General features: G+C 67.2%; 26 protein-coding genes and 1 tRNA gene. 14 read left to right on the forward strand and 13 right to left on the reverse strand.

From position 1 onward, the window contains the following. Positions 1 to 21: 21 nt before the first annotated feature. Positions 22 to 924 carry an STAS domain-containing protein gene (locus OQ789_RS00230; RefSeq protein WP_324682605.1) on the reverse strand — a complete coding sequence of 301 codons (903 nt, stop codon included), beginning with the start codon at positions 922 to 924 and terminating at the stop codon, positions 22 to 24. A 160-nt stretch (positions 925 to 1,084) separates the two neighbouring features. On the opposite strand from OQ789_RS00230, the gene OQ789_RS00235 reads away from it, so the two are divergent. Both OQ789_RS00235 and OQ789_RS00240 read left to right on the forward strand, forming a co-directional pair. After that, a complete protein-coding gene (locus OQ789_RS00235; RefSeq protein ID WP_324682607.1) occupies positions 1,085 to 1,453 on the forward strand; it encodes an STAS domain-containing protein in 369 nt (122 codons plus the stop codon). Between the two features lie 258 nt (positions 1,454 to 1,711). Next, positions 1,712 to 2,212: a DUF6328 family protein gene (locus OQ789_RS00240; protein ID WP_324682608.1), complete on the forward strand. Its 501-nt coding sequence runs from the start codon at positions 1,712 to 1,714 to the stop codon at positions 2,210 to 2,212. Between the two features lie 6 nt (positions 2,213 to 2,218). On the opposite strand, the gene OQ789_RS00245 is transcribed toward OQ789_RS00240, so the two are convergent. After that, positions 2,219 to 2,908 carry an HAD family hydrolase gene (locus tag OQ789_RS00245; RefSeq protein WP_324682609.1) on the reverse strand — a complete coding sequence of 230 codons (690 nt, stop codon included), beginning with the start codon at positions 2,906 to 2,908 and terminating at the stop codon, positions 2,219 to 2,221. A 234-nt stretch (positions 2,909 to 3,142) separates the two neighbouring features. On the opposite strand from OQ789_RS00245, the gene OQ789_RS00250 reads away from it, so the two are divergent. The 3 genes from OQ789_RS00250 to OQ789_RS00260 all read left to right on the forward strand — a co-directional run bounded on the left by OQ789_RS00250 (position 3,143) and on the right by OQ789_RS00260 (position 4,718). Then, positions 3,143 to 3,457 carry a hypothetical protein gene (locus OQ789_RS00250; RefSeq protein WP_324682610.1) on the forward strand — a complete coding sequence of 105 codons (315 nt, stop codon included), beginning with the start codon at positions 3,143 to 3,145 and terminating at the stop codon, positions 3,455 to 3,457. A gap of 197 nt (positions 3,458 to 3,654) precedes the next feature. Further along, positions 3,655 to 3,960 carry a DUF4193 domain-containing protein gene (locus OQ789_RS00255; protein ID WP_324682612.1) on the forward strand — a complete coding sequence of 102 codons (306 nt, stop codon included), beginning with the start codon at positions 3,655 to 3,657 and terminating at the stop codon, positions 3,958 to 3,960. 110 nt (positions 3,961 to 4,070) lie between these two features. After that, positions 4,071 to 4,718: a restriction endonuclease gene (locus tag OQ789_RS00260; protein WP_324683321.1), complete on the forward strand. Its 648-nt coding sequence runs from the start codon at positions 4,071 to 4,073 to the stop codon at positions 4,716 to 4,718. Positions 4,719 to 5,043: 325 nt separating this feature from the next. Here OQ789_RS00260 and OQ789_RS00265 read toward each other — a convergent pair whose 3' ends face one another. The 5 genes from OQ789_RS00265 to ponA2 form a co-directional block, all read right to left on the reverse strand. Then, complete coding sequence (locus OQ789_RS00265) at positions 5,044 to 5,277, reverse strand: hypothetical protein (RefSeq protein ID WP_324682613.1); 234 nt, start codon at positions 5,275 to 5,277, stop codon at positions 5,044 to 5,046. Between the two features lie 271 nt (positions 5,278 to 5,548). Beyond that, positions 5,549 to 5,622: transfer RNA gene (locus tag OQ789_RS00270), tRNA-Pro, on the reverse strand. Positions 5,623 to 5,683: 61 nt separating this feature from the next. Continuing rightward, complete coding sequence (locus OQ789_RS00275) at positions 5,684 to 6,799, reverse strand: PLP-dependent cysteine synthase family protein (RefSeq protein WP_324682614.1); 1,116 nt, start codon at positions 6,797 to 6,799, stop codon at positions 5,684 to 5,686. Next, positions 6,796 to 7,815 carry a metallophosphoesterase gene (locus OQ789_RS00280; RefSeq protein ID WP_324682616.1) on the reverse strand — a complete coding sequence of 340 codons (1,020 nt, stop codon included), beginning with the start codon at positions 7,813 to 7,815 and terminating at the stop codon, positions 6,796 to 6,798. The genes OQ789_RS00275 and OQ789_RS00280 overlap by 4 nt, the downstream gene beginning before the upstream one ends. A 54-nt stretch (positions 7,816 to 7,869) precedes the next feature. Continuing rightward, entirely contained in the window at positions 7,870 to 10,302 is a 2,433-nt protein-coding gene (gene ponA2 / locus OQ789_RS00285; protein WP_324682618.1) for a transglycosylase/D,D-transpeptidase PonA2, read from the reverse strand. 362 nt (positions 10,303 to 10,664) lie between these two features. Between ponA2 and OQ789_RS00290 the strand changes: the two genes are divergently transcribed. Next, entirely contained in the window at positions 10,665 to 11,015 is a 351-nt protein-coding gene (locus OQ789_RS00290; RefSeq protein ID WP_007772220.1) for a WhiB family transcriptional regulator, read from the forward strand. A 155-nt stretch (positions 11,016 to 11,170) separates the two neighbouring features. On the opposite strand, the gene OQ789_RS00295 is transcribed toward OQ789_RS00290, so the two are convergent. Beyond that, complete coding sequence (locus OQ789_RS00295; protein WP_324682623.1) at positions 11,171 to 12,328, reverse strand: ArsA family ATPase; 1,158 nt, start codon at positions 12,326 to 12,328, stop codon at positions 11,171 to 11,173. After that, positions 12,325 to 13,347: an ArsA family ATPase gene (locus tag OQ789_RS00300; protein WP_324682625.1), complete on the reverse strand. Its 1,023-nt coding sequence runs from the start codon at positions 13,345 to 13,347 to the stop codon at positions 12,325 to 12,327. Before OQ789_RS00300 ends, OQ789_RS00295 begins: the two co-directional genes overlap by 4 nt. A 32-nt stretch (positions 13,348 to 13,379) precedes the next feature. Between OQ789_RS00300 and OQ789_RS00305 the strand changes: the two genes are divergently transcribed. Genes OQ789_RS00305 through OQ789_RS00315 form a run of 3 tightly spaced genes read left to right on the forward strand, consistent with a single transcriptional unit; the run spans position 13,380 to position 14,817 of the window. Then, positions 13,380 to 13,541 (forward strand): DUF4177 domain-containing protein, encoded by a 162-nt coding sequence (locus OQ789_RS00305; RefSeq protein ID WP_007772224.1) that lies wholly within the window; start codon positions 13,380 to 13,382, stop codon positions 13,539 to 13,541. A 14-nt stretch (positions 13,542 to 13,555) separates the two neighbouring features. Continuing rightward, positions 13,556 to 14,011, forward strand: a complete 456-nt coding sequence (locus OQ789_RS00310) for a RidA family protein (protein WP_324682628.1) — start codon at positions 13,556 to 13,558, stop codon at positions 14,009 to 14,011. A gap of 5 nt (positions 14,012 to 14,016) precedes the next feature. Then, positions 14,017 to 14,817 carry an MBL fold metallo-hydrolase gene (locus OQ789_RS00315; protein ID WP_420716014.1) on the forward strand — a complete coding sequence of 267 codons (801 nt, stop codon included), beginning with the start codon at positions 14,017 to 14,019 and terminating at the stop codon, positions 14,815 to 14,817. A 231-nt stretch (positions 14,818 to 15,048) separates the two neighbouring features. Here the strand turns inward: OQ789_RS00315 and crp are convergent, their stop codons facing one another. Further along, on the reverse strand, positions 15,049 to 15,723 hold the full coding sequence (crp, locus tag OQ789_RS00320; RefSeq protein ID WP_036465140.1) for a cAMP-activated global transcriptional regulator CRP: 675 nt from the start codon (positions 15,721 to 15,723) through the stop codon (positions 15,049 to 15,051). Positions 15,724 to 15,829: 106 nt separating this feature from the next. Next, positions 15,830 to 16,210 carry a hypothetical protein gene (locus OQ789_RS00325; RefSeq protein ID WP_324682630.1) on the reverse strand — a complete coding sequence of 127 codons (381 nt, stop codon included), beginning with the start codon at positions 16,208 to 16,210 and terminating at the stop codon, positions 15,830 to 15,832. Positions 16,211 to 16,399: 189 nt separating this feature from the next. Here OQ789_RS00325 and nth point away from each other — a divergent pair, with 189 nt between their 5' ends. Genes nth through marP form a run of 4 tightly spaced genes read left to right on the forward strand, consistent with a single transcriptional unit; the run spans position 16,400 to position 19,815 of the window. Beyond that, entirely contained in the window at positions 16,400 to 17,080 is a 681-nt protein-coding gene (gene nth / locus OQ789_RS00330) for an endonuclease III (RefSeq protein WP_324683324.1), read from the forward strand. A 32-nt stretch (positions 17,081 to 17,112) separates the two neighbouring features. Then, complete coding sequence (locus OQ789_RS00335; protein WP_324682632.1) at positions 17,113 to 17,763, forward strand: TlpA disulfide reductase family protein; 651 nt, start codon at positions 17,113 to 17,115, stop codon at positions 17,761 to 17,763. A 28-nt stretch (positions 17,764 to 17,791) separates the two neighbouring features. Further along, positions 17,792 to 18,610 carry a CoA pyrophosphatase gene (locus OQ789_RS00340; RefSeq protein ID WP_324682633.1) on the forward strand — a complete coding sequence of 273 codons (819 nt, stop codon included), beginning with the start codon at positions 17,792 to 17,794 and terminating at the stop codon, positions 18,608 to 18,610. Positions 18,611 to 18,621: 11 nt separating this feature from the next. Beyond that, positions 18,622 to 19,815 (forward strand): acid resistance serine protease MarP, encoded by a 1,194-nt coding sequence (gene marP / locus OQ789_RS00345; protein WP_324683325.1) that lies wholly within the window; start codon positions 18,622 to 18,624, stop codon positions 19,813 to 19,815. 10 nt (positions 19,816 to 19,825) lie between these two features. Here the strand turns inward: marP and OQ789_RS00350 are convergent, their stop codons facing one another. Further along, on the reverse strand, positions 19,826 to 20,785 hold the full coding sequence (locus OQ789_RS00350; protein ID WP_324682635.1) for an alpha/beta hydrolase: 960 nt from the start codon (positions 20,783 to 20,785) through the stop codon (positions 19,826 to 19,828). Beyond that, the gene (locus tag OQ789_RS00355) at positions 20,786 to 21,325 is read right to left on the reverse strand and encodes a phage holin family protein (protein ID WP_324682636.1); all 540 of its coding nucleotides are present in this window, start codon (positions 21,323 to 21,325) and stop codon (positions 20,786 to 20,788) included. Positions 21,326 to 21,512: 187 nt separating this feature from the next. Between OQ789_RS00355 and OQ789_RS00360 the strand changes: the two genes are divergently transcribed. Then, on the forward strand, positions 21,513 to 22,211 hold the full coding sequence (locus OQ789_RS00360; RefSeq protein ID WP_324682638.1) for a serine protease: 699 nt from the start codon (positions 21,513 to 21,515) through the stop codon (positions 22,209 to 22,211). Positions 22,212 to 22,213: the final 2 nt, after the last annotated feature.

The raw sequence follows: 22,213 nt of genomic DNA on the forward strand, positions 1-22,213 counted from the left end.
CGGCGCTCGTGTCGATGGTGGTTATCCGGTCTGCTCGCCCGTGCGGGTGACCTCGTACCCCAGCAGGCGTTCGGCCTCCTCGATGCCGCCCTGCAGGTCGCCGACGGCGTTCATCTTCGACAGGTCGAGCCCGATGGTCACCAGTGTCAGGGCGATCTCGGAGGACAGGCCGGTGATGATGACGCTGGCGCCCATCAGTCCCGAGGCGTCGACCGTCTGCACCAGGTGGTTGGCCACCGTCGAGTCGATGGTGGGCACACCGGTGATGTCGATGACCACCACTTTGGCGCGGTTCGCGCGGATGGCCCGCAACAGCTGCTCGGTGACCTGGCGGGCGCGCTGACTGTCCAGCACGCCGATGATCGGCAGGATCAGCAGCTGCTCGCGCACCTGCAGCACCGGCGTTGATAATTCGCGGATCGCCTCCTGCTGCTGGCGGATGATGCGCTCGCGCTCCTGCACGAAGCTGACGGCCACGGTGTTGGCGATGCGGTTTGCCGCAGGCTCGTAGGCGTCGAGAACGCGATTGAGCATCTCGAAGTCGGTCTGGTACTTCTCGAACAGGGAGCGCGCGAGCACGTCACGCAGCAACAGCACGATGCCGACGACCTCGTCCGTCTCGACGCCCCGCGGGATGATGCGTTCGGACAGGTCACGGGCGTAATCCTGCAGCGCCTCGACGCTCCCGGTCTCGAGCACCTCCACGTAGCTGTCGTACACGGTGGTCGCCTCGGAGAAGATTTCCTCCGGGGTCATCGCCGTGAGCAACTCGGCCTCGGTGATTCTGCGGGCCCATTCCTCACGCAGAACGGTCCGATTCTGCCGAAGATGCTGAACCAGTTGCGGCAGCAGCCCCTCGCTCGAGATTCCCACGGGCTGCGCTGCGGTGGCGATACTGTTGAAATCCGACGGCGAATCTGACATCTGGCCTCCCGAATAGCCACGTCGCGCCCTGCGGTCTGCAGTTCTTTTTGCGAGACTAGCCTGGGTTGCCGCAGGGCACGTGTAGAGGGCATATTCTTCCCGCAGTCCACAACGCAGGCTAGGGTTGAGCCACGCCACGGCCCACGACGAAGGATTGCCATTGTCAGCTCCTGATTCGATTACCACGTTGGTAGAGGACCATGACGGGGTGGCCGTGGTCAGTGTCAGCGGCGAAATCGATCTGGTCACGGCTCCCGCGCTGGAACAGGCCATCGGCGCCGTCATCGCGGACACCCCGACCGCACTGATCATCGACCTCTCCGCGGTGGAGTTTCTCGGCTCGGTCGGGTTGAAGATCCTGGCGGCGACCTACGAGCGGCTGGACAAGCAGACCGGGTTCGGCGTGGTTGCACGCGGCCCGGCCACCCGCAGGCCGATTCATTTGACCGGTCTCGACAGAACCTTCCCGCTGTACCAAACGCTCGAAGAGGCGTTGAGCGGGGTGCGGGACGGCAAGCTCAGCGGCTAGCGATTCACCGTTCCGGTACGCCGGACGACTGGCACGCCCGCGCCGCCCATCCTTTATTTGCGTTCGGACACAACACGTTTGGCGCACCTGCGCCGAGTCGGGTTCGGCTCGGCGTTTTTTGCGGGGGGCAGTTGGCTATCCGGAGGACCTGGCCTGCCGCCGCAGTTCGCTCGTACATTCCCGCGGCAAAAATCATGAGCGAGGTCGCGCCCGTTCAACGCGGCGTCCAGATCTGGCCCAGGTGCGATGATCTGGGCTATGGATGTCGACGATCCACAGTCCGATCAGCGGTGGGATCGCCGTGAGCGGGGCGAAACCGAAGTTCAACGGTTGGACCGCAATTGGAACAGCCTGCTGCAGGAGTTGCGGGTGGTCCAGACCGGGGTGCAGTTGCTGACCGGGTTCCTGCTGACCCTGCCCTTTCAACAGCGCTTCGACGTGCTCGGACCGGCAATGCGCGTGGTGTATCTGGCGACCGTGGTGAGTGCGGTGTGCGCGACCGTCCTGCTGATCGCGCCGGTCGCCATGCATCGGGCGCTCTTCAGGCGTCATCGGCTTCAGGTCCTGGTATCGGCCGCGCATCGGTGTGCCTTCGCCGGGCTGGTCCTCCTCGGCCTGGCCGTGGTCGGCCTGACCACGATCATTTTCGCCGCGGTGGCCGGATACCGGGTCGGTCTCGTGGCCGGAGCGTGTGCGCTGCCGCTGTTCACCTTCTTCTGGTGGGTGCTGCCGCTCGCGCTGCGCCGGCACCGGGACTGAGCGAGGTCATCGGTCGCGAACCGGCGCAAGCTGCGCGATCCGGGTGGATTCCAGGTGCTCGAGCAGGTCGCGCGTATCGGCGAAGACAGGATCGGCGCCCGCCTCCCGCAGTTCCGCGCGGGAGATGCCGCCGCTCAGCAGGCCGATGCACGGCAATCCCGCGCCGGCGGCGGCGTGTGCGTCCCACACGGCATCCCCGACGAACACCGCATGCTCGGCGTCCACGCCGGCGCGGTCCAGCGCCACCTGCACGATGCCGGGTTCGGGCTTGGCGGTGTCGACGTCGCGTGACAGCGTCGTCTCGGAGATGACGGCGTCGCAGTCGAGCACCTTGCGCAGGACCTTCAGTTCGTCCTCGGGCGCAGAGCTGGCCAACACCACCTGCAAGCCCAGGTCGGCGACACGATGCAACAGGTTGCGGGCACCGGGCAACGGTTGCAGCAGTGGCGTGATCTCGCGATAGAACTCGCTGTGCTTGTCGCTGAGGCGCTCCCGGACGCTGTTCGGGGCGTCATTGGAGAGCGTCTGGACCAGCCGCGATCCGTCCATCCCGATGCAGCGATGGATCTGCCACGACGCCACCGCCATGCCTTCGGCGTCGAACGCGCGCTGCCAGGCAAAGACGTGCAGATAGTTGGAATCCACCAGGGTCCCGTCGACGTCGAACAGGACGGCGGGTGGGCAGCCGCCGGCCATCAGGGCAAGCTCCGTGCGTAGCTCGTGCCCGCGTGCGGTCGTGAAATCATGAGCGCGGCATACCCGCGCTGGACGCCGCTGACACAGTCCGCCAGTGGCGTTTGTCCGTCGAGGCAACGGGTACGCGTACCAGGTGTTGTCTGACAGCTGGGTGGTCCGCCGCCTGATAGCGGAGTGGCCAGGCAACTCCATACCGCCCGAATAGTGTTGATATACAACAGTTCTCTGCGAGGAATGACGTTGGATTATCACAAGAACGCAGTCGATCACGCCCGCACCACGCGTCAGCACGCCGGTGAGTCCCTCAAGAACGGCGCCAACATCCCCGGCCTCGTCGGTGTGGGCGTCGCGGTGATAGCGCTGACTGTGGGCTTGTTCGCGGTCGCCGTCGGACATCTGGTGGCCGGCGCCATCGCCCTGAGCGTGGCGGTGGTGCTGGGCGCGCTCAGCGCGGCGTGGCTGCTGCGTGCCCACCGCAGAGTCCGCGATGACGAACTGCGCTGGCACGCCGCGCATTCCGATCAGCCCGCGCCGCCACCCACCAGCTGAGCAGCGGGGCGTTTATCGCTTCGCGGCCCCGCTGCCGGTCCATTTCTACGTCGTCACAACTTTTTTCCGGTTTTCCTCGGCCGCAAGGGTCTTTTTCCGGCCGCATTGGTGTAGTGCGGCCCCGAACGGGGTACAGCCTGCGCCACGGGTGAGTACAGGAGAGTGCGTCAACCCGTTCCATAGCAGGGAGGAACCCGATGGCGACCACCACCGATTACGACGCACGCCGTGTATCCGACGCCGACGCCCAGGACAAGTCCCCGCTGCGCGAACTGGGGCCGGCCCTGCAAGGGCCTGTCACCACGGTTGTCGACGACCAAGACCCCAACGATGTGCATTTCTTCGAACTACCGGGTGCCGACCTGTCCGGGGAAGAGCTGTCGGTGACGGTGATTCCTCAGCGGGCCGACGAGTTCACCTGCTCGAGCTGCTTTTTGGTGCAGCACCGCAGCCGGATGCGTGGGTCCAGCTCGGGCCTTCCGGTGTGCGCCGACTGCGCCTGACATCGGCTCGGGCCCCGCCGGCGCGGCGATGAGCCTGCGGCGAATTGTCGGAGGCGTGCACTACGTTCATGTCGGCGTTCATGTCGGCGCGAACGGCACGTTGGGGAGTCATGGACAAGGTACTCGGGTCGCTCCTCCTGCTGGGTTTGGCGCTGCCTTGGTATTTCACGCAGCAGGCCAACGGCAGCCTGCCGGCGGGATGTATGGCCGGACTCGGTGGGCTAATCGCCGCGGTGGCCATCCTGTGGTGGCTTTCGCTGCAGCGGGACCGGTACCGGGCCGACGCACACCGCCGACGCGACCTCAAATGCGCGAAAGCGGGATTGCGCGCCATCGACCGGATGTCCGGTGTTGAATTCGAGGAATTCGTTGCGGCACAGCTTCGCATCGCGGGCTACAGCGTGACACCCACGGCCAGCACCGGCGACTACGGGGTGGATTTGATCGCCAAGAAGGACGGCGCCCGCATGGCAGTCCAATGCAAGAGGCTGACGAAGGCCGTCGGTGTCGCCGCCGTCCAACAGGTCGTGGCGGGGGCGCGCCACCACGGCTGCCGCCGGACAGTCGTCGTGACAAATCAGACTTTCACCAAGGCGGCCCGCCAATTGGCGAGCACCCACCATTGCCGCCTGGTGGGGCGCACCCAGTTGCACAGCTGGACGCGCATACAGCGCGTTGCTGTGCGGGGTCCGCGGCGCACCCGCGGGGTCTCGCCGCACGTCACGGCTCAGCGACTGGAACCGGAGTTGGATGCATAGCGAAATACCTTGGACCGCAATGGTTTCGGATCGTAGCGCGGCGCCCGTCCGCCGCCCCGTCACCGTCGGTGGCATCCTCGATCGGGCGATGCCCCCGCAGCGGGGTGTTCATGCTCTGCGACGGCATGACCAAAGTGTTGAAGGCGGTCTGCTCATCGAGGTCGTTGATGACGACGACCTTCCGGGTCCATGCGGCGTGGACGCAGGGTCCTTCGAGGTAGATATCGGCCCGGTTTCGGGGATCTGCGTGCGACACCGATGCGGAGAATGTCTTTCCGGCGGCACCGGTCGCGTACTCCGATTCAATCGGCCGTCAAAGCAATGTCTACCTACAGAACTGGACGAATCCGAACGGGCCGCTGACGCAGCCGGTACCACCCGAGAGCAACTTGCCGGGGTACCAGCCCTGGTTGTTGCCGTTGTCCCAGCCGCCGGCGCCGTTGCCCCAATAGCCGCCGCAGTCGCAACCGGGGCCACCCCAACCGGGATCGGCCGAAGCGATCGGCGCGCTCAGCAGCGCCGCGCTCAACATCGCCACAACAGCCAGAAGTCTCTTCATTCACGTGCCTCGGTAATTCGCCTTTTCCAAGGTTACTTCTCTCAGCGGTCGTCGGCATAGATCTCGCTCAGCCTTTGCACGCGAGGCCGTCGTTGTCCCGGTCCGGCTTAGGCAGGTAGTCGTCTCAGGCAGTGGGGCGTTGCCCCGGGCAGGAAGCGTCAGCCCTTAGCCGGGGGCGCTCCCTAAGGGTCGAGGTCTGCTCGAGCGAGTCGATCACGGAGCAGGCCAGCGCGCCTACGCGGTCAATGCTGGTCAACTTTGGTCACAAGAGTCGGGGTGGCGGGATTCGAACCCACGGCCTCTTCGTCCCGAACGAAGCGCGCTACCAAGCTGCGCCACACCCCGCTTGAAGCTTCGACAGCCTATCGCACCGGGCCGTCGGCTTGCCAAACCGCCGTGCGGCAGGTCACTTCCAGGAGCAGGTTCGCTCGAAGTCGACCAGCGCCTCGGCAGCGTCCGTCGGATCCAGTCCCTGCGCCGCCACCCACTCGTCGCTGAAATAGGTGTCGCGGTAGCGGTCCCCGCTGTCCGCGAGGAGCGTGACCACCGAACCGCCGCGACCCTGGGCGACCATCTCGGCGAGCAGGCCGAACGCGCCCCATAGGTTGGTGCCCGTCGACGGCCCCACCCGGCGCCCCAACACCGCGCTCACGTGCCGCGCGGCCGCGATCGAGGCCGCGTCCGGGACGGCCACCATGCGGTCGACCACGCCGGGCAGGAACGACGGCTCCACCCGGGGCCGGCCTATGCCCTCGATGCGCGACGACGAGGGCATCACCACGTTGTCGCGGCCCTCGGCGTAGGCGGGAAAGAACGCGGAGTTCTCCGGGTCGACGACGCACAGCCGAGTGGCGTGTCGTCGGTAGCGGATGTAGCGGCCGATCGTCGCGCTGGTTCCGCCGGTGCCCGCGCCGACGACGATCCAGTCCGGGATGGGGTGCCTCTCGTCGCGCATCTGCGCGTAGATCGACTCGGCGATGTTGTTGTTCCCGCGCCAGTCGGTGGCGCGCTCGGCGTTGGTGAACTGGTCGAGATAGTGTCCGCCGCTTTCGTGCGCCACGCGCTCAGCCTCGGCGTACACCTGACTTGAGTTCTGCACGAAATGGCAATGGCCGCCATGTGATTCGATGAGCGCGACCTTGGCGGGACTGGTCGTCGCCGGCATCACGGCGACGAACGGCAGACCCAGCAGCGCCGCGAAATAGGCCTCCGACACCGCCGTCGAACCCGACGACGCCTCCACCACCGTGGTGCCCTCGTCGATCCAGCCGTTACACAGCGCGTAGAGGAATAACGAGCGGGCCAACCGGTGCTTGAGGCTGCCGGTGATGTGCGTCGTCTCGTCCTTGAGGTACAGCGCGACCTGAGCGCCGGGGCCGCTCGTGCTCCACGCGGAGGGCAGCGGGTAACGCAGCAGATGGGTGTCGGCGCTGCGACGGGCGTCGGCCTGGATCAGCCGGATCGCGTTGTCTGCCCAACCGCGTGAGCGGCCGCGGGCCGCGATCCGGGTCTGGTCGGTCAACGCACCGATGCTGTGGGCTGCGAACGGCTCAGGTCGCTGGCAGCGCTGCGGTCGCCCATCGGGGTGGCGATCAGCGTAAGCAGGGTGGCCTCCGGCCGGCAGCAGAACCGCACCGGCGCGAACGGCGACGTCCCCATCCCGGCGGACACGTGCAGTTGCATGTTGGCGCCCCAGCGGGACGGTCCTTTCGCGCGCGAGCGGTCCAGACCGCAGTTGGTGACCAGTGCGCCGTAGAACGGCAGGCACACCTGACCGCCGTGGGTGTGCCCGGCCATCACCAGCTGATAGCCGTCGGCGGCGAAGCGGTCCAGCACCCGCGGCTCGGGCGAATGGGTCAGTCCCAACCGCAGATTCGAGGCCGGACTGGCCGGGCCGGCGACGGTCTCGTAGCGGTCGCGGTCGATGTGCGGGTCGTCGACGCCCGCGGCGGCGATGTGCAGACCCGCCACCTCGAACTCGCGCCGGGTGTGGGTGAGGTCGAGCCAGCCGCGCTCGGTGAACGCCGCCCGCAGGTCCTGCCACGGCAGGGGCTCCCCGCGAACCCGGTGCGACGGGTTGGTCACGTAGTTCAGCGGGTTCTTCAACCGGGGGCCGAAGTAGTCGTTGCTGCCGAACACGAAGACGCCGGGTCGCGACAGCAGGTCGCCTAGCGCCTGGATGACCGACGGCACCGCCTTGGGGTGGGCCAGATTGTCGCCGGTGTTGACCACCAGATCCGGTTCCCAGGCCGCCAGCTCCCGCAGCCACGCCTGCTTGCGGCGCTGGCCGGGCGTCATGTGGAGGTCGCTGATGTGCAGCACCCGCAGCGGAGTCGAGCCCGGGGTCAGCACGGGCATGGTGATCTCGCGCAGGACGAACGCATTGCGCTCGATCACCGCGGCATACCCGAGGCCGGCGACGCCGGAAGCGAGCGCGGCGGCGCCGGCACGTATCAGGACGGGTACCGCTCGGTGACGATGCGGGCCGCGAGGCGGCCCGGGGAGGAGCCGGGCAATCGGGACGTGAGCATCAGCCATGCTGGCATGTTACTGCCGGTCCGGGACTGGCAGCGTATCTCGACGTCACGAGGTCTATGGCGGTGGCTGACCGGGTGGCGGAGGCGGAGGCGCCAGCAGCGGAATGGTGATCGGCGGCAGCCCCGGAATCTCGACGACCTGTGAGCCCACCGGCGGTGGCGGCGCACCTTCCGGCGGTGGCGGCGGGGCGGGCGGAACGCCGTTGCTGACTTGGATGGTGATGATCGAGCCGGGAATCGTTGCGCCGTTCGGCGTTGTTCCCACCACCTCGCCCTGCTTTGCGCTGCTGTTGACGAAGTTGTTCTGGTCGGCGACCTGGAAGCCCGCCTCCTTGATGCGCTGGCGTGCCGCGTCGATATCGAGGCCGGCGACGCTGGGCACCCGCGAACCGGGTGCGCCGTCGACGTAGCGGGGATCGGTGGGCGGCAGCTGCACCGGGCCGAAGTTGGTGGCGATCGGCTTCATCGCGGTAAACCACGTGCGCGCCGGTTCATTACCGCCGTACAGGTCGCCCTCGCCACAGTGGCGCAGCGGGGACGAACACAGGTCGGTGGGGTTGGGGGAGTCGTCGTAGATGTAGTTGGCCGCCGCGTAGTGGTTGGTGAACCCCACGAAGCCCGACGAGCGGTGCGCCTCGGTGGTGCCCGTCTTCCCGGACACCGGCAGGTCCCAGCCCGCCGCACTGGCCGAACCGGCCGCGGTGCCGCCGCCCAGGGCGTCCTTGCTCATCGCGTTGGCCAGGGTGTTCGCCAGGCCTTCGGGCACGACCTGATCGCAGGTCTCGGTGGTCACCGCGACTTCGTTGCCCTTGCGGTCGACCAGCTTGTCGATCGGACTGGGCGGGCACCAGGTGCCGCCCGAGGCGAGGGTGGCCGCGACGTTGGACAGCTCCAGCGCGTTCACCTCGATCGGGCCCAGCGTGAACGAGCCGATATTCTGCCGTTTGACGAAGTCGGCCAGGCTCTCGTTGCTGTCCGGGTTGTAGTCGCGGGCCGTGCCCGGGTCGGCGTAGGAGCGCAGCCCGAGCTTGATCGCCATGTCCACCGTGCGCGACACCCCGACCTGTTGGATCAGCTTGGCGAACGCGGTGTTGGGCGAGGTGGCCAGCGCGTCGGTGACGTTCATCGACCCGCGGTAGTTACCGGCGTTGACCACGCACCAGTTGTCCTTCGGGCAGCCCTTGGCCCCACCGCTGCCCATGCCCTTCGCCTGGAAACGGCCGGGCACCTCCAGGGTGGCGCTAGTGCCCATCCCCATGTCCAGGGCCGCGGCCGTGGTGAAGATCTTGAAGACGGATCCGGCGCCGTCGCCGACCAGCGAGAAAGGCTGCGGGCGCATCGTTTGGCCGGCGTCGACGTCCAGCCCGTAGGTGCGGTTGCTGGCCATGGCCATCACCTTGTGGGACGTCTTGCCCGGCTGGATCACGCTCATCACGCTCGAGATCCCCGGAAGCGTCGGGCTGGCGAACTTGTCGATGGCCGTTTTGACCGGGATCTGCACGTCCGGGTCCAGCGTGGTTTTGATCAGGTAGCCGCCGCGGGCCACCTGTTCCTTGCTGATGCCGGCGCGCGACAGGTACTCCTGCACGTAGTCGCAGAAGAACGCGCGATCGCCGGCTGCGATGCAGCCGCGGGGCAACTCGTTGGGCTGCGGCAGGATTCCCAACGGCGCGGCCTTGGCGGCACGCAGTGCGTCTTCCTCTTGCGGAATGTTTTCGATCATGGTGTCCAGCACCAGGTTTCGCCGCGCCAAGGCACCCTCGGGGTTGATGTAGGGATTCAGCGCGCTGGTCGACTGCACCATGCCCGCCAGCAGCGCCGCCTGCTGCCAGTTCAGGTCGGCGGCGTTGATGCCGAAGTAGGTCTGGGCGGCGTCCTGGACGCCGAACGAGCCGTTCCCGAAGGAGACCAGGTTCAGGTACCTGGTCAGGATCTCGGGTTTGGTGAAGGTCTTGTCCAGCGTCAGCGCCATGCGGATCTCGCGCAGCTTGCGGGCCGGGGTGGTCTCCACCGCCGCGCGCTTCTCGGCGTCGGTTTTCGCGGTCACCAGAAGTTGGTAGTTCTTGATGTACTGCTGCTCGATGGTCGAACCACCGCGCGTGTCGACGTCGCCGCGGGCATAGCCGGCCAGGCCGGTCAGGGTGCCTTTCCAGTCCACTCCGTTGTGTTCGGCGAACCGCTTGTCCTCGATCGACACGATCGCCAACTTCATCGTGTTGGCGATTTTGTCGCTGGGCACCTCGAATCGGCGCTGCGAATACAGCCACGCGATGGTGTTTCCTTTGGCGTCGACCATCGTCGACACCGCCGGCACCTCGCCTTCGAGAAGCTGAGCCGACCCGTTGGCAACCACTTCCGAGGCGCGGTTGGACATGAGTCCCATTCCGCCGGCGACGGGGAACAGCAGCGCCGTGGCGACGACACTGGCCAACACGCACAGCCCCGCGAGCTTGAGGATCGTGAGCGCGGCCGGGGGACGGTCTGACATGGCTACTACATTAGCGGCCCCTTTTCACGCCGCCACGCTGCGAGTTCGCTGTCAAAATGCGTCGACGCGGGCGGCGGGCGGGAACTTGCGGTGGCGTCAAAAAAAATTTGCAGTTCCGTCACGTGAGGCGCAGCATGGTGTGCAAGATCACTTTCCCGTCCGCCCTTCGGTGCGAGACGGCACGCCCGTCCCAAAAAAAGCGTTATCGGACTGTTGCGCAATTGCCACCTGACCACCTAACTTAGACACACGGTGAGATTCAGGTAACACCGAAGTACATGGTGTGGCGTAGATCGCAGGTCGGGATCTGCACCCGGAGGAGGGCGGCCGTGTCGGGCGGCCGGTAGGGAAGGGAACAGTTCGTGTCACCAATACGGCCGGCGGCGCGTAGGACAAACATCGCAGCCGCACAAGGGGTACTTCGCAGTGTCGATGCCGAAGAGCGGATCGCCTGGGTCTCGAAAGCGCTATGTCGGACCACCGATCCCGACGAGCTGTTTGTCCGCGGAGCGGCCCAGCGCAAGGCGGCAGTGATCTGCCGGCACTGCCCCGTGATGCAGGAATGCGGGGCGGACGCTCTGGACAACAAGGTCGAGTTCGGGGTCTGGGGCGGCATGACCGAGCGGCAACGCCGCGCCCTGCTCAAGCAGCACCCCGAGGTCGTTTCCTGGGCGGACTTCTTCGACAAGAGGCGCACCCGCAGCGTCGGCTGAACCTCTCGCGCGACCCCGGCGGCTCACTCGGTCCATCGGCTGAGCGAGCCGACCGGCCTGCTGTTCGTGATTACGTTTCTGTTACAGCGCCGGTTCCTCAGCGGGCCGCTGCCCGCCCCGCATCGTCACCGACGTCGTCTGGATGGGCCGGTTCCTCAGCGGGCCGCTGCCCGCCCCGCATCGTCACCGACCGACGTGATCTGGTCGGCGAGCGCGCGCAGCGCCTCCAGATCCGAGACATCGAACGGCAGCGACGGAACGCCGATGACCGGCACGTGCGGGTTGGCTCCGGTGAACCGGGAGAGCAACCTGATCTCCCGCTTGGCGGTCTGCGCACGGTCGGCGTGAATCCTCAGCACCGCCGAGGTCAGCGATGCGGATTCGGAGTCGGCACTCTGGTCCAGCATCTCGCTGCCGTCGATCGCCCGTTCGGCAGGCAGGGAACACAACGGCGGATGGGTGCGGTTCAAGACCAGCCCGGCGAGCGGCATCCCTTCCTGAGACAGCCGGTCGACGAAGAAGGCTGCCTCCCGCAGCGCGTCGGGTTCGGCCGCCGACACCACAACGAACTGCGTCCCACGCCTTTTCAGCAGCGCGTAGGTGCGGTCGGCCTTCTCGCGGAAGCCGCCGAAGGTGGCGTCCAGCGATTGCACGAAAGCGGCTGCGTCACCCAGCATCTGGGAACCCAGGATCGTCGACATCGCTTTCATCGCCAAACCCATTGCGCCGGTTACCAACCGCCCGATGCCCCGCCCCGGCGCCAGCAGCAACCGCCACAGCCGGCTGTCCATGAAACTGCCCAGCCGTTTCGGCGCGTCCAGGAAGTCCAACGCGTTGCGCGATGGCGGGGTATCGACCACCACCAGATCCCAGCGATCCTCGGCCAGCAGCTGGCCTAGCTTCTCCATCGCCATGTACTCCTGCGTGCCGGCGAGGGAACTGGCGACGGTCTGATAGAACTGGTTATCCAGAATCGCTTGCGCGCGACCGGGTCCGGAGTACTGGACCACCATCTCGTCGAAGGTGCGACGCATGTCGAGCATCATCGCGTGCAGCTCACCGGGAACCTCCGGCGCCAGGGGAACTCGTTGTGGAGTGTTGCCCAGGTCGCTGACTCCGAGCGCCTGGGCCAGTCGCTTGGCCGGATCGATCGTCAAAACGCAGACATTGCGGCCGTATTCGGCGGCGCGCAGCGCGATCGCGGCCGCGGTGGTGGTCTTGCCCACCCCACCCGCGCCGCAGCACACCACGACGCGGTTGGCGGTGTCGGCCAGGATCGCCGCCATATTAAGCCGTTCGGGCGCGGTGCTCATCGAACCCCCTGCTGTGCAAGTGATTCCGACAGCTCGTAAAGGCTACCGAGGTCGACCCCGTCGGAAATCGCTGGTAATTCCAGTCGCGCAACTTTCAATGCATCGAGCTGTTGTGCGATCTCGGCGCGCGTGGCGATCACCGTCGCGTGTTCGATGGTCTCCGTCAGCAAACCGGCAAAATCCTTGTCTTTCAAGTTGATTCCGGACCTCTCCAACCCGGCCCGCACCGAATCCGCGTCGACGTCTCCCTCCGCGGCCTTCGCCAGATCGGCGGGCTGCAGGTAGGAGGGGATGTTGCGGTTCACGATCACGCTGCCGATCGGCAGCTGCATCTCGGCGAGTTCCTCGATGGCTTCCAGCGTCTCCTGGACCGGCAGCGCCTCCAGCAGGGTCACTAGGTGAATGGCCGTCTGCTCGGAGTGCAATAGCTTCACCACGCCCTCGGCCTGAGAATGCACCGGGCCGCCCTTGGCCAGATCGGACACCGCTTTGGTGACGTCCAGGAAGCGCGCGATCCGTCCGGTCGGCGGGGCGTCGACGACGATCGCGTCATAAGTCGGCAGCCGATTCTTGTCGACGCGGATCACCGTTTCCTTGATCTTGCCGGTGAGCAGCACGTCGCGCAGGCCCGGCGCGATCGTCGTCGCGAACTCGATCGCGCCGATGCGGCGCATCGCGCGACCGGCAATGCCCAGGTTGTAGAACATCTCGAGGTATTCCAAAAAGGCGGCCTCGATGTCGATCGCCAGGGCGTTGACCTGACCGCCGCGTTCGGCGCTGGCGATCTTCACCTCCTGATAGGGCAGCGGCGGGACGTCGAAGAGTTGCGCAATGCCTTGGCGGCCCTCGACTTCCACGAGCAGGACCTTGCGGCCCCCGGCGGCCAGGGTCAGCGCCAGCGCGGCCGCGATGGTTGACTTACCCGTTCCGCCTTTGCCGGTCACGAAATGTAAACGGGCCTTCGTCAAGCGCGCCGGCCAGCCGACCGCACTTGCGCCGCTCGATGTGTTTGCCACCATCGCATGCTAGCCCGACCCGATAAGCTCGCGGCATGAGCCAACCGACCGCATGGGAGTACGTCACGGTTCCGCTGCTGACGCATGCCACCAAACAGATCCTCGACCAGTGGGGTGCCGACGGCTGGGAGCTGGTGTCGGTGCTGCAGGGCCCGACCGGCGAGCAGCACGTCGCGTATCTGAAGCGCCCCAAGTAAAGGGGGGCGCTCCGATGAGTGCTTCGGCCCGGCTCGGGCAGCTCAGCCTCGCGCTCCCGAAGGTCGTTGCGCCGCTGGCCTCCTATGTACCGGCGGTGCGCACCGGCAACCTGATCTACACCGCGGGCCAACTCCCGATGCAGGACGGGACGCTGTTGGGCACCGGCAAGGTGGGCGCGGACGTCAGCCCCGAGGAGGGCAAGGCGATGGCGCGGATCTGTGCGCTCAACGCGCTGGCGGCCGTCAGCTCGCTGGTGGACATCGACGACGTGACCCGGGTGGTGAAGGTCGTCGGGTTCGTTGCCTCGGCCCCAGGATTCAACGGCCAGCCGGGCGTCGTCAACGGGGCCTCCGAGCTGCTCGCCGAGGTTTTCGGGGAGCAAGGCGCCCATGCGCGCTCGGCGGTCGGCGTCTCCGAGCTGCCACTGGATGCGCCGGTGGAAGTGGAGCTGATCGTCGAGGTCGGCTGACGTCCGTGTCCCAGGCCGCGTTGTCCCATCCCGCCTATGCCACGCTGCGGGCGGTCACCGAGAATGCGTCGGTTCTGTTGGCCGAGAACCCGGGGCTGCTGACTCTCGAGGGCACCAACACCTGGGTGCTGCGCGGGCCCCGCAGTGACGAGTTGGTTGTCGTGGACCCCGGACCCGACGACGACGGGCACATCGCGCGGGTCGCCGCGCTGGGCCGCATCGCCCTGGTCCTGATCAGCCACCGGCACAGCGATCACACCGACGGCATCGACAAGCTGGTCGAGCTGACCGGCGCGACCGTGCGTTCGGCGGGCAGTGGATTTCTGCGTGGCCTCGGCGGGGAGCTGACCGACGGCGAGGTGATCGATGCCGCGGGCCTCAAGATCAAGGTCATGGCAACCCCAGGCCATACCGCCGATTCGCTGTCGTTCCTGCTCGACGATGCCGTGTTGACCGCCGACACCATCCTTGGTCGCGGCACGGCCGTCCTCGACAAGGAGGACGGAAGCCTGACTGACTACCTGGAATCGCTGCGGCGGTTGCGCGGCCTGGGCCGCCGGGCGGTGCTGCCCGGGCACGGCCCGGACCTGGCCGATCTGGAAAGCGTGGCGCAAGGCTACCTCGCGCACCGCGGCGAGCGTCTGGACCAGGTGCGTTCGGCGTTGCGGGAGTTGGGCGAGGACGCCAGCGCCCGCCAGATCGTCGAACACGTCTATGTCGATGTCGACGAGAAGCTCTGGGATGCCGCCGAGTGGTCGGTGCAGGTGCAGTTGGACCACCTGCGCTCGGGGGAGCCGACGGCGTAACTCCCGTCGCGCGGGTCACTGCTGTCTCAGCAGTCCCGGCTCTGGGAGTGCATGGTCCTCTCGAAATGCGATAGCGCCGGTGCTAGCGCGTTTGCGAGTCACCTCATGGTGCGACAGCGGTGCTCATGTGGCTGGTGTGGCAGCGATCGGCGAGCACGCCCGGGCTGCGCCCGCGCTTACCTCGCTCGGGGGCTTGATTCTCGTTCGGTTGTGCCCGGGCTCCGCCCGCGCTTACCTCGCTCGGCGGGCCAGCCGCTCCGAGTCCGAGATCAGCACGCTCTTGCCTTCCAACCGGATCCAGCCGCGGTGGGCGAAGTCGGCCAGCGCCTTGTTCACCGTCTCCCGGGAAGCCCCGACCAGCTGCGCGATCTCTTCCTGCGTCAGGTCGTGGGTGACCCGCATCGCGCCGCCCTCTTGGGTGCCGAACCGCTGCGCGAGCTGCAGCAGCTGCTTGGCCACCCGGCCGGGCACATCGGTGAAGATCAGGTCGGCCAGGTTGTTATTGGTGCGGCGCAGGCGTCGGGCCAACACCCGCAACAACTGCTCGGCAATCTCGGGACGGTCGGCGATCCACGCGCGCAGCGCGTCGCGGTCCATCGACACCGCCCGCACCTCCGTGATGGTGGTGGCGCTGGACGTCCGCGGGCCCGGGTCGAAGATCGACAATTCGCCGAACATGTCCGAAGGGCCCATGATCGTCAGCAGGTTCTCGCGTCCGTCGGGCGAACGGCGGCCGATCTTCACCTTTCCCGAAACGATGATGTACAGCCGATCGCCGGGTTCCCCCTCGGCGAAGACCGTGTGTCCGCGGGGGAAGTCGACGGGTTGCAGCTGCTTGGTCAGCGCTGTGACTGCGCCGGGTTCGACCCCTTGGAAGATTCCTGCCCTTGCCAGGATCTCGTCCACGTTGCCTCTTCAACTTTCGCAGAAAAATTATTGTGATACGGGCAGGCTAACCCCTTGCTCGCGTGACGAGTCTAGAGGAACGCCCAATGTGTCCAACGTGCCAACGCTACACAGGATTGGCGCCTCGAGGGACTTTAAATTTCGGATCGACGTGCGATTGACCGTGGATTCGGGTCGGCAGCGTCATCTCGTCGCGGTCGACGAAGCTGACCGCAAACGACGGCGCGGCGTGACGCGGACCGCCGCCGCGCCCGCCCGCCGTGCCCTCGGGTAGTTGCGCAAGCTCGCGCCGGTGCAGGTATTCCAGCGCTTCGGGCATGCCCTCGGACGCCAGCGTGTGCATATCCACACCGCCGGCACGCTCGAGGAACTCGTCGACGTCGGCCACCACGCAGGCGCCGGGGATGAGCTCGGATTCGAGCCGCCCGAGGCCCAGCGCCGCCAGCATCAGCAGCACCGGAACGCCGGCGACCAGCAACCACGACACACCGAAGAGTAAACATCGCCTTGCATCAACACGGGGTCTCGGCGAGATCACGAAATCAGTACTCTGTCGTAGGTGACAGCGGCAAAGTCGTCCGGGCGTTCGAAATCGAGTCCGGCCACACCCGGCGGCGTCGACGCCCGACGCTGGTCGCAGGAGTCCCGAGTCGGCTTGGTGCGGCGGGCGCGACGAATGAATCGTGCTCTGGCACAAGCATTTCCGGATGCGCACTGCGAATTGGACTTCCGGACGCCGCTGGAACTGACGGTCGCCACAATCCTTTCGGCGCAGAGCACCGATAAACGGGTCAATTTGACGACGCCCGCATTGTTCAAGCGGTACCCGTCGGCGCTGGATTACGCGCAAGCGGATCGCGCCGAGCTGGAAAACCTGATCCGCCCGACCGGTTTCTTCCGCAACAAGGCGTCCTCGTTGATCGGCCTGGGGCAGGCCCTGGTGGAACGGTTCGACGGCGAAGTCCCCTCGACCATGAGCGAATTGGTCACCCTGCCCGGGGTCGGGCGCAAGACAGCCAACGTCATCCTGGGCAACGCTTTCGGGGTCCCCGGCATCACGGTCGACACCCATTTCACGCGGCTGGTGCACCGGTGGCGCTGGACCGCGGACAAGGACCCGGTCAAGATCGAGCACTCCGTCGGTGAGCTCATCGAACGGGCCGAGTGGACCATGCTGAGCCACCGGGTGATCTTCCACGGCCGCCGGGTGTGCCATGCCCGCAAACCGGCGTGTGGCGTCTGCCTGCTCGCCAAAGACTGCCCCTCGTTTGGCCTCGGTCCCACCGAAGCGGCCCTGGCCGCGCCGCTGGTGAAGGGCCCGGAAACCGAGCATCTGCTCGCCCTGGCCGGGCTCTGAGCCGGGCCGCGAACCTCGCGCACGGTGATCACATGCCGACGCTGACCCGGAAAGTTCGCTGGCACATCGCAATTCTTGCGGTGGTGGCGGCGCTGATCGCCGCGCTGTTCGCCCAGTTGCGCGACGACTCGGTCCCGACGTCGGCGCCCACCGGCAGCCCGCCGGACCGGGAACGCCGCGACGCCGATACGCCCGCCGCGCTGGCGGGGCCGCGGCAACGCGCCGACCTCCCGCCGTGCCCGGGCGCCGGAACCGGAGACGGCCCGGAGTCGTTGCGCGGCGTGACGGCCGAGTGCGCTGCCGACGGATCCCGCGTCGACGTCGCCCGCGCGTTGGCCGGGCGCCGGGTGGTCCTCAACCTGTGGGCTTATTGGTGCGCGCCGTGCGCGGCCGAACTGCCCGCGATGGCCGAGTATCAACGTCGGGCCGGTTCGGACGTGATGGTGGTGACGGTGCATCAAGACGAGAACGAGACGGCCGCGCTCCTCAGGCTGGCCCAGCTTGGTGTGCGCCTGCCGACACTGCAGGACGGTCGTCGCCTGGTCGCGGCCGCGCTGCGGGTGGCAAATGTGATGCCCGCGACCGTGGTGCTGCGGCCGGACGGTAGCGTTGCCCAAACGCTGCCACGAGCTTTCAACACTGCCGATGAGATCGCGGCCGCGATCGGCAACGACCGGGGATAAGCGGAAGATTGAACCGACTGGAGGGGCCGTGAGTGCTGGGGGTTCACCCCTGCGGAATGGGGACCCCGCTCCCGGGCGCGGGACCGTTCCGCTGAGGCCCGACGCCTGCCCGTCCTGGCTGCGTCCGCTGCTCGACAACGTCGACGACATTCCCGATGCGGCCCGGCGCCGCCTGCCGGCCGACGTGCTGGCGATGATCACCGACACGGCCATGTCGGCGGTGACCGCCCTGCGCGGCGGTAGCCGCGAGGCCGCTGTCCTGGTGTTGTTCTCCGGTCCGGAATCCGGCGCTCCCGACGGCGGCCTTCCCGATGGTGCCGATCTGCTGGTGACCGTGCGGGCGTCGACCCTGCGCCACCACGCCGGCCAGGCGGCGTTCCCCGGCGGCGCCTCCGACCCCGGCGACAAGGGTCCGGTGGACACGGCCCTGCGCGAGGCCCGCGAGGAAACCGGCATCGACGTCAGCAGGCTGCATCCCCTGGCCACGCTGGAAAAGATGTTCATCGCGCCGTCGCAGTTCCATGTCGTCCCGGTGCTGGCCTATTCGCCGGATCCCGGCCCCGTGGCCGTCGTCGACGAGTCCGAAACGGCGATCGTGGCGCGAGTTCCCGTGCGCGCGTTCGTCAATCCGGACAACCGGCTGATGGTGTACCGCGGCGACCTCGGCCGCCGGTGGGCGGGCCCGGCATTTCTGCTCAACGAGATGCTGGTCTGGGGATTCACCGGCCAGGTGATCTCGGCGCTGCTCGACGTCGCCGGTTGGGCGCAGCCGTGGGACACCACCGACGAGCGCGAGTTGGACGCGGCGATGGCGTTGGTCGGCGGCGGGGGTGGAACCCTGCGATGAACCTGAATTCCATGACCCCGTCGCAGTGGCTGGATGTCGCGGTCCTGGCGGTCGCGTTCATCGCGGCGGTCTCGGGCTGGCGGTCGGGCGCGTTGGGCTCTTTGTTGTCCTTCGTTGGCGTTTTGCTCGGCGCGATCGCGGGTGTGCTGCTGGCGCCCCACCTGGTCAGCCACATCTCCGCGCCGCGAGCGAAATTGTTTGCCGCACTGTTCTTGATCCTCGCGCTCGTCGTCATCGGCGAGGTCGCCGGTGTGGTGCTCGGACGCGCCGTGCGCGGTGCGATCCGCAGCCGTTCCATCCGCACGGTCGACTCGGTGATCGGGGTGGCGGTTCAGCTGGTTGTAGTGCTGACGGCGGCGTGGTTGCTGGCGACGCCGCTGACCCAGTCCAAGGACCAGCCGGAACTGGCCGCCGCGGTGCGGGGTTCACGAGTGCTGGCCAAGGTCAACGACGTCGCGCCGCCCTGGCTCAAGACGGTGCCCAAGCGACTGTCCGCGCTGCTCAACACCTCCGGCTTGCCCGCGGTGCTCGAGCCGTTCAGCCGCACCCCGGTGATACCCGTCGCCTCTCCCGATCCCGAGCTGGCCAACAACCCGGTGGTACGGGCCACCGCGCCGAGTGTGGTGAAGGTCCGCAGCCTGGCCCCGAGTTGCCAGAAAGTGTTGGAGGGCAGCGGTTTCGTGATCGCACCCGACCGGGTGATGACCAATGCGCACGTGGTGGCCGGATCGAACAGCGTCCAGATTTACGCCAGCGGCAATCCCCTCGACGCCACCGTGGTGTCCTACGATCCGGCCGTGGACATCGCGATCCTGGCCGTCCCGAACCTGCCCCCGCCCCCTCTGAAATTCGCCCAGACCGACGCGAAAACCGGTGCCAGCGTTGTGGTCCTGGGCTATCCCGGCGGGGGAAACTTCACCGCGACCCCGGCCAGGATCCGCGAGCTGATCAAGTTGAGCGGACCCGACATCTATCGGGATCCGGCGCCGGTCAACCGTGACGTCTACACGATCAGAGCCAGTGTGGAGCAAGGTAATTCGGGTGGGCCATTGATCGACCTCGACGGTAACGTGCTCGGCGTGGTCTTCGGTGCGGCGGTCGATGACCCGGACACCGGGTTCGTGTTGACCGCCGACGAGGTGGCCAGTCAGCTTTCCAGAATCGGCGATACTCAGCAGACAGGCACCGGGTCCTGCGTCGGCTGAGCGGTGGCGCCTACCGCGTCCCGCTCAGGTGCACCTGCTCCAGAAACTTCGTCAGGTGCCGGTTGATGTCCTCGGGTGCTTCCTCATGGCTGAAATGCCCTGCGTCCGCGACGGATACGTAGCGTCCCTGAGGGGCGTAGCGCCGAGTACGGTCGACCGGGTCGGCCAGCACGTACGGATCCGCCTCGCCGCGCAGGTGCAACAGCGGCACGCTGAGCCGCGGGCTCATCGACCTCATGAAGCGCCGGCCTTCGTCGCGCAACTGGCTGCGCACGGCCCAGCGCTGGTATTCCAGCGCGCTGTGCGCGGCCGCCGGAATCTGGATCGCCGTCCGCAGATGGCCGACGGTCTCGGAAAAGTCCTCGGAGGCAAGCCATTTGCCGCAGCTGCGGCTGCGGACCAGGCGTTCGATTTCGGCGGCGTTGTCCCGGGTCAACACGCGCTCGGGCCACAGCGGTAGCTGGTATTGCAGCAGCGTCGGCAACAGCGCACAAGCCTGGTCGCGCCGCGTCAGCGTGGATCGCCGCAACGCCGCGGGATGCGGGGAACTGATCAGCGCGATCGCCGACACCAGCCGCGGATGCAACAGTGCGGTGGCCCAGCAGGCCAGCCCGCCGTCGGCGTGGCCCACCAGGGTCGCCGAGGAGTGCCCGAGTGCCCGAACGAGTCCGGCGGTGTCGCCGGCCATCGTCCAGCCGTCGTAGCCGCGCGGTGGCTTATCGCTGCCGCCGTAGCCGCGCAGGTCGACGGCGACCACGCGCGCCCCGCGCAGCCCGCGCAGCTGATGACGCCAGGACCACCAGAACGACCCGAAACCGTGCAGCAGCATCACCAGCGGGCGCGCCGCCACCGGCGTGCCGTCGGCGTCGCTGAGCGCCTCGACGACGTGGAAGCGGATGCCGTTGGCATGCACATCGAGATGGCGCCACGGCCCCTCGATGCGCGTTACCGACGGATCCGGCGGTGCCATCTACCAACCCGATGGATCGCCGGCAGCGCCGGCCGCGGGCTTCGCGACCCCGTCGCGGGATTCTGGGAGCTGCTTGACGACGGGGGCCTTGTCGTGGCCCGGCGCCAGGGCGCTGCGCGTCTCCTTGACCGATTCGATGGTCTGACGCGGCCCGCGGATCCGGCGCACTTTGAGGAAGCCCAGCAGGGCCAGGACCGCGCCGACCACCACCATGATCCCGAAGACGATCAGGAACGCCGCCCAGCGCCACAGCCAGGAGTCGAGCAGCTCGGCGAGGAAGAAGAAGAAAAAGAAGGTGGAGTAGAACAGCACCACCAGCGCGGCGATGAAGAAGACGCTGCCGGTGAGACCCTTCTTGACGTCACGCGTGATCTCGGCGCGAGCCAGTTCGACTTCGGCACGCACCAGCGTGGAGACCTGGGCGCTCGCGTCCTTGATCAGGTCACCGATCGACGGCTCGGCAGCTCTGGCATGCGGGTCGGTCAACGGAATGGTGGTCAGGGTGCTGGGCACACCGTTCTTGTCATCGGCTTTGCTCACAGACCGTCCTCTTTCGTCGTCGCCCGGCTCGCTGCGGTCGCGGTTCATGTTGCCACGTGGCGCCCGGACACATGAAGCCAGACGAGCACTGCGCCGCAGGTTCGAGCGTCGGGCCAACATCACACGGCGGCCGATTACACTCGGCCAAGCCGGTCGTGATTTCCGGCCTACCGATAGGAGTGAGGCTGTGCGGAGCGCGCACCGATGCTTCTTCGTGGCGATGGTCCTCGTGCTGGTGGCCGTCACGGGCTCGTTTGCCCGGGCCGCCGCCGCCGACGTCCGCATCCCGATGGGCGGTGGTGCCGGCATCGTCATCAACGGCGACACCATGTGCACCCTGACCACCATCGGTGGCGACACCGCCGGTGACCTGATCGGCTTCACCTCCGCGCACTGCGGCGGCCCGGGAGCCCAGGTGACCGCCGAGGGCGCGGAGAACGCGGGCGTGCTGGGCACCATGGTGGCGGGCAACGACAACCTCGACTACGCCGTGATCAAGTTCGACCCGGCCAAGGTGACGCCGGTGGCCAACTTCAACGGCTTCTTGATCAATGGCATCGGTCCGGACCCCGCCTTCGGCGCGATCGCGTGCAAACAGGGCCGCACGACCGGCAATTCGTGCGGTGTCACCTGGGGCATGGGCCAGACGCCGGGCACCATCGTCATGCAGGTCTGCGGTCAACCGGGTGACTCCGGCGCACCGGTTACCGTCAACAATCAATTGGTCGGCATGATCCACGGAGCGTTCAGCGACAACTTGCCGACCTGCATCACGAAATACATTCCGTTGCATACGCCGGCGGTGGTGGTGTCGTTCAATACGGTCCTCGGTGACATCAACGCCAAACATCGGGCCGGTACGGGGTTCAGCCCGCTGCCCGACTGAAC

The organism is Mycobacterium sp. 94-17 (assembly GCF_035617725.1).
GTDB lineage: Bacteria > Actinomycetota > Actinomycetes > Mycobacteriales > Mycobacteriaceae > Mycobacterium.

Excerpts from the sequence above, each read along its gene's own strand:
- OQ789_RS00240 (WP_324682608.1), top strand. The coding sequence starts at position 1,712 with ATGGATGTCGACGATCCACAGTCCGATCAGCGGTGGGATCGCCGTGAG.
- OQ789_RS00300 (WP_324682625.1), bottom strand. The coding sequence starts at position 13,347 with ATGGTGGCAAACACATCGAGCGGCGCAAGTGCGGTCGGCTGGCCGGCG.
- OQ789_RS00335 (WP_324682632.1), top strand. The coding sequence starts at position 17,113 with ATGCCGACGCTGACCCGGAAAGTTCGCTGGCACATCGCAATTCTTGCG.
- nth (WP_324683324.1), top strand. The coding sequence starts at position 16,400 with ATGAATCGTGCTCTGGCACAAGCATTTCCGGATGCGCACTGCGAATTG.
- OQ789_RS00265 (WP_324682613.1), bottom strand. The coding sequence starts at position 5,277 with ATGAAGAGACTTCTGGCTGTTGTGGCGATGTTGAGCGCGGCGCTGCTG.
- ponA2 (WP_324682618.1), bottom strand. The coding sequence starts at position 10,302 with ATGTCAGACCGTCCCCCGGCCGCGCTCACGATCCTCAAGCTCGCGGGG.
- OQ789_RS00245 (WP_324682609.1), bottom strand. The coding sequence starts at position 2,908 with ATGGCCGGCGGCTGCCCACCCGCCGTCCTGTTCGACGTCGACGGGACC.
- marP (WP_324683325.1), top strand. The coding sequence starts at position 18,622 with ATGACCCCGTCGCAGTGGCTGGATGTCGCGGTCCTGGCGGTCGCGTTC.
- OQ789_RS00310 (WP_324682628.1), top strand. The coding sequence starts at position 13,556 with ATGAGTGCTTCGGCCCGGCTCGGGCAGCTCAGCCTCGCGCTCCCGAAG.
- OQ789_RS00350 (WP_324682635.1), bottom strand. The coding sequence starts at position 20,785 with ATGGCACCGCCGGATCCGTCGGTAACGCGCATCGAGGGGCCGTGGCGC.
- OQ789_RS00295 (WP_324682623.1), bottom strand. The coding sequence starts at position 12,328 with ATGAGCACCGCGCCCGAACGGCTTAATATGGCGGCGATCCTGGCCGAC.
- OQ789_RS00260 (WP_324683321.1), top strand. The coding sequence starts at position 4,071 with ATGGACAAGGTACTCGGGTCGCTCCTCCTGCTGGGTTTGGCGCTGCCT.
- OQ789_RS00230 (WP_324682605.1), bottom strand. The coding sequence starts at position 924 with ATGTCAGATTCGCCGTCGGATTTCAACAGTATCGCCACCGCAGCGCAG.
- OQ789_RS00280 (WP_324682616.1), bottom strand. The coding sequence starts at position 7,815 with ATGGCTGATGCTCACGTCCCGATTGCCCGGCTCCTCCCCGGGCCGCCT.
- OQ789_RS00250 (WP_324682610.1), top strand. The coding sequence starts at position 3,143 with ATGACGTTGGATTATCACAAGAACGCAGTCGATCACGCCCGCACCACG.
- OQ789_RS00305 (WP_007772224.1), top strand. The coding sequence starts at position 13,380 with ATGAGCCAACCGACCGCATGGGAGTACGTCACGGTTCCGCTGCTGACG.
- OQ789_RS00255 (WP_324682612.1), top strand. The coding sequence starts at position 3,655 with ATGGCGACCACCACCGATTACGACGCACGCCGTGTATCCGACGCCGAC.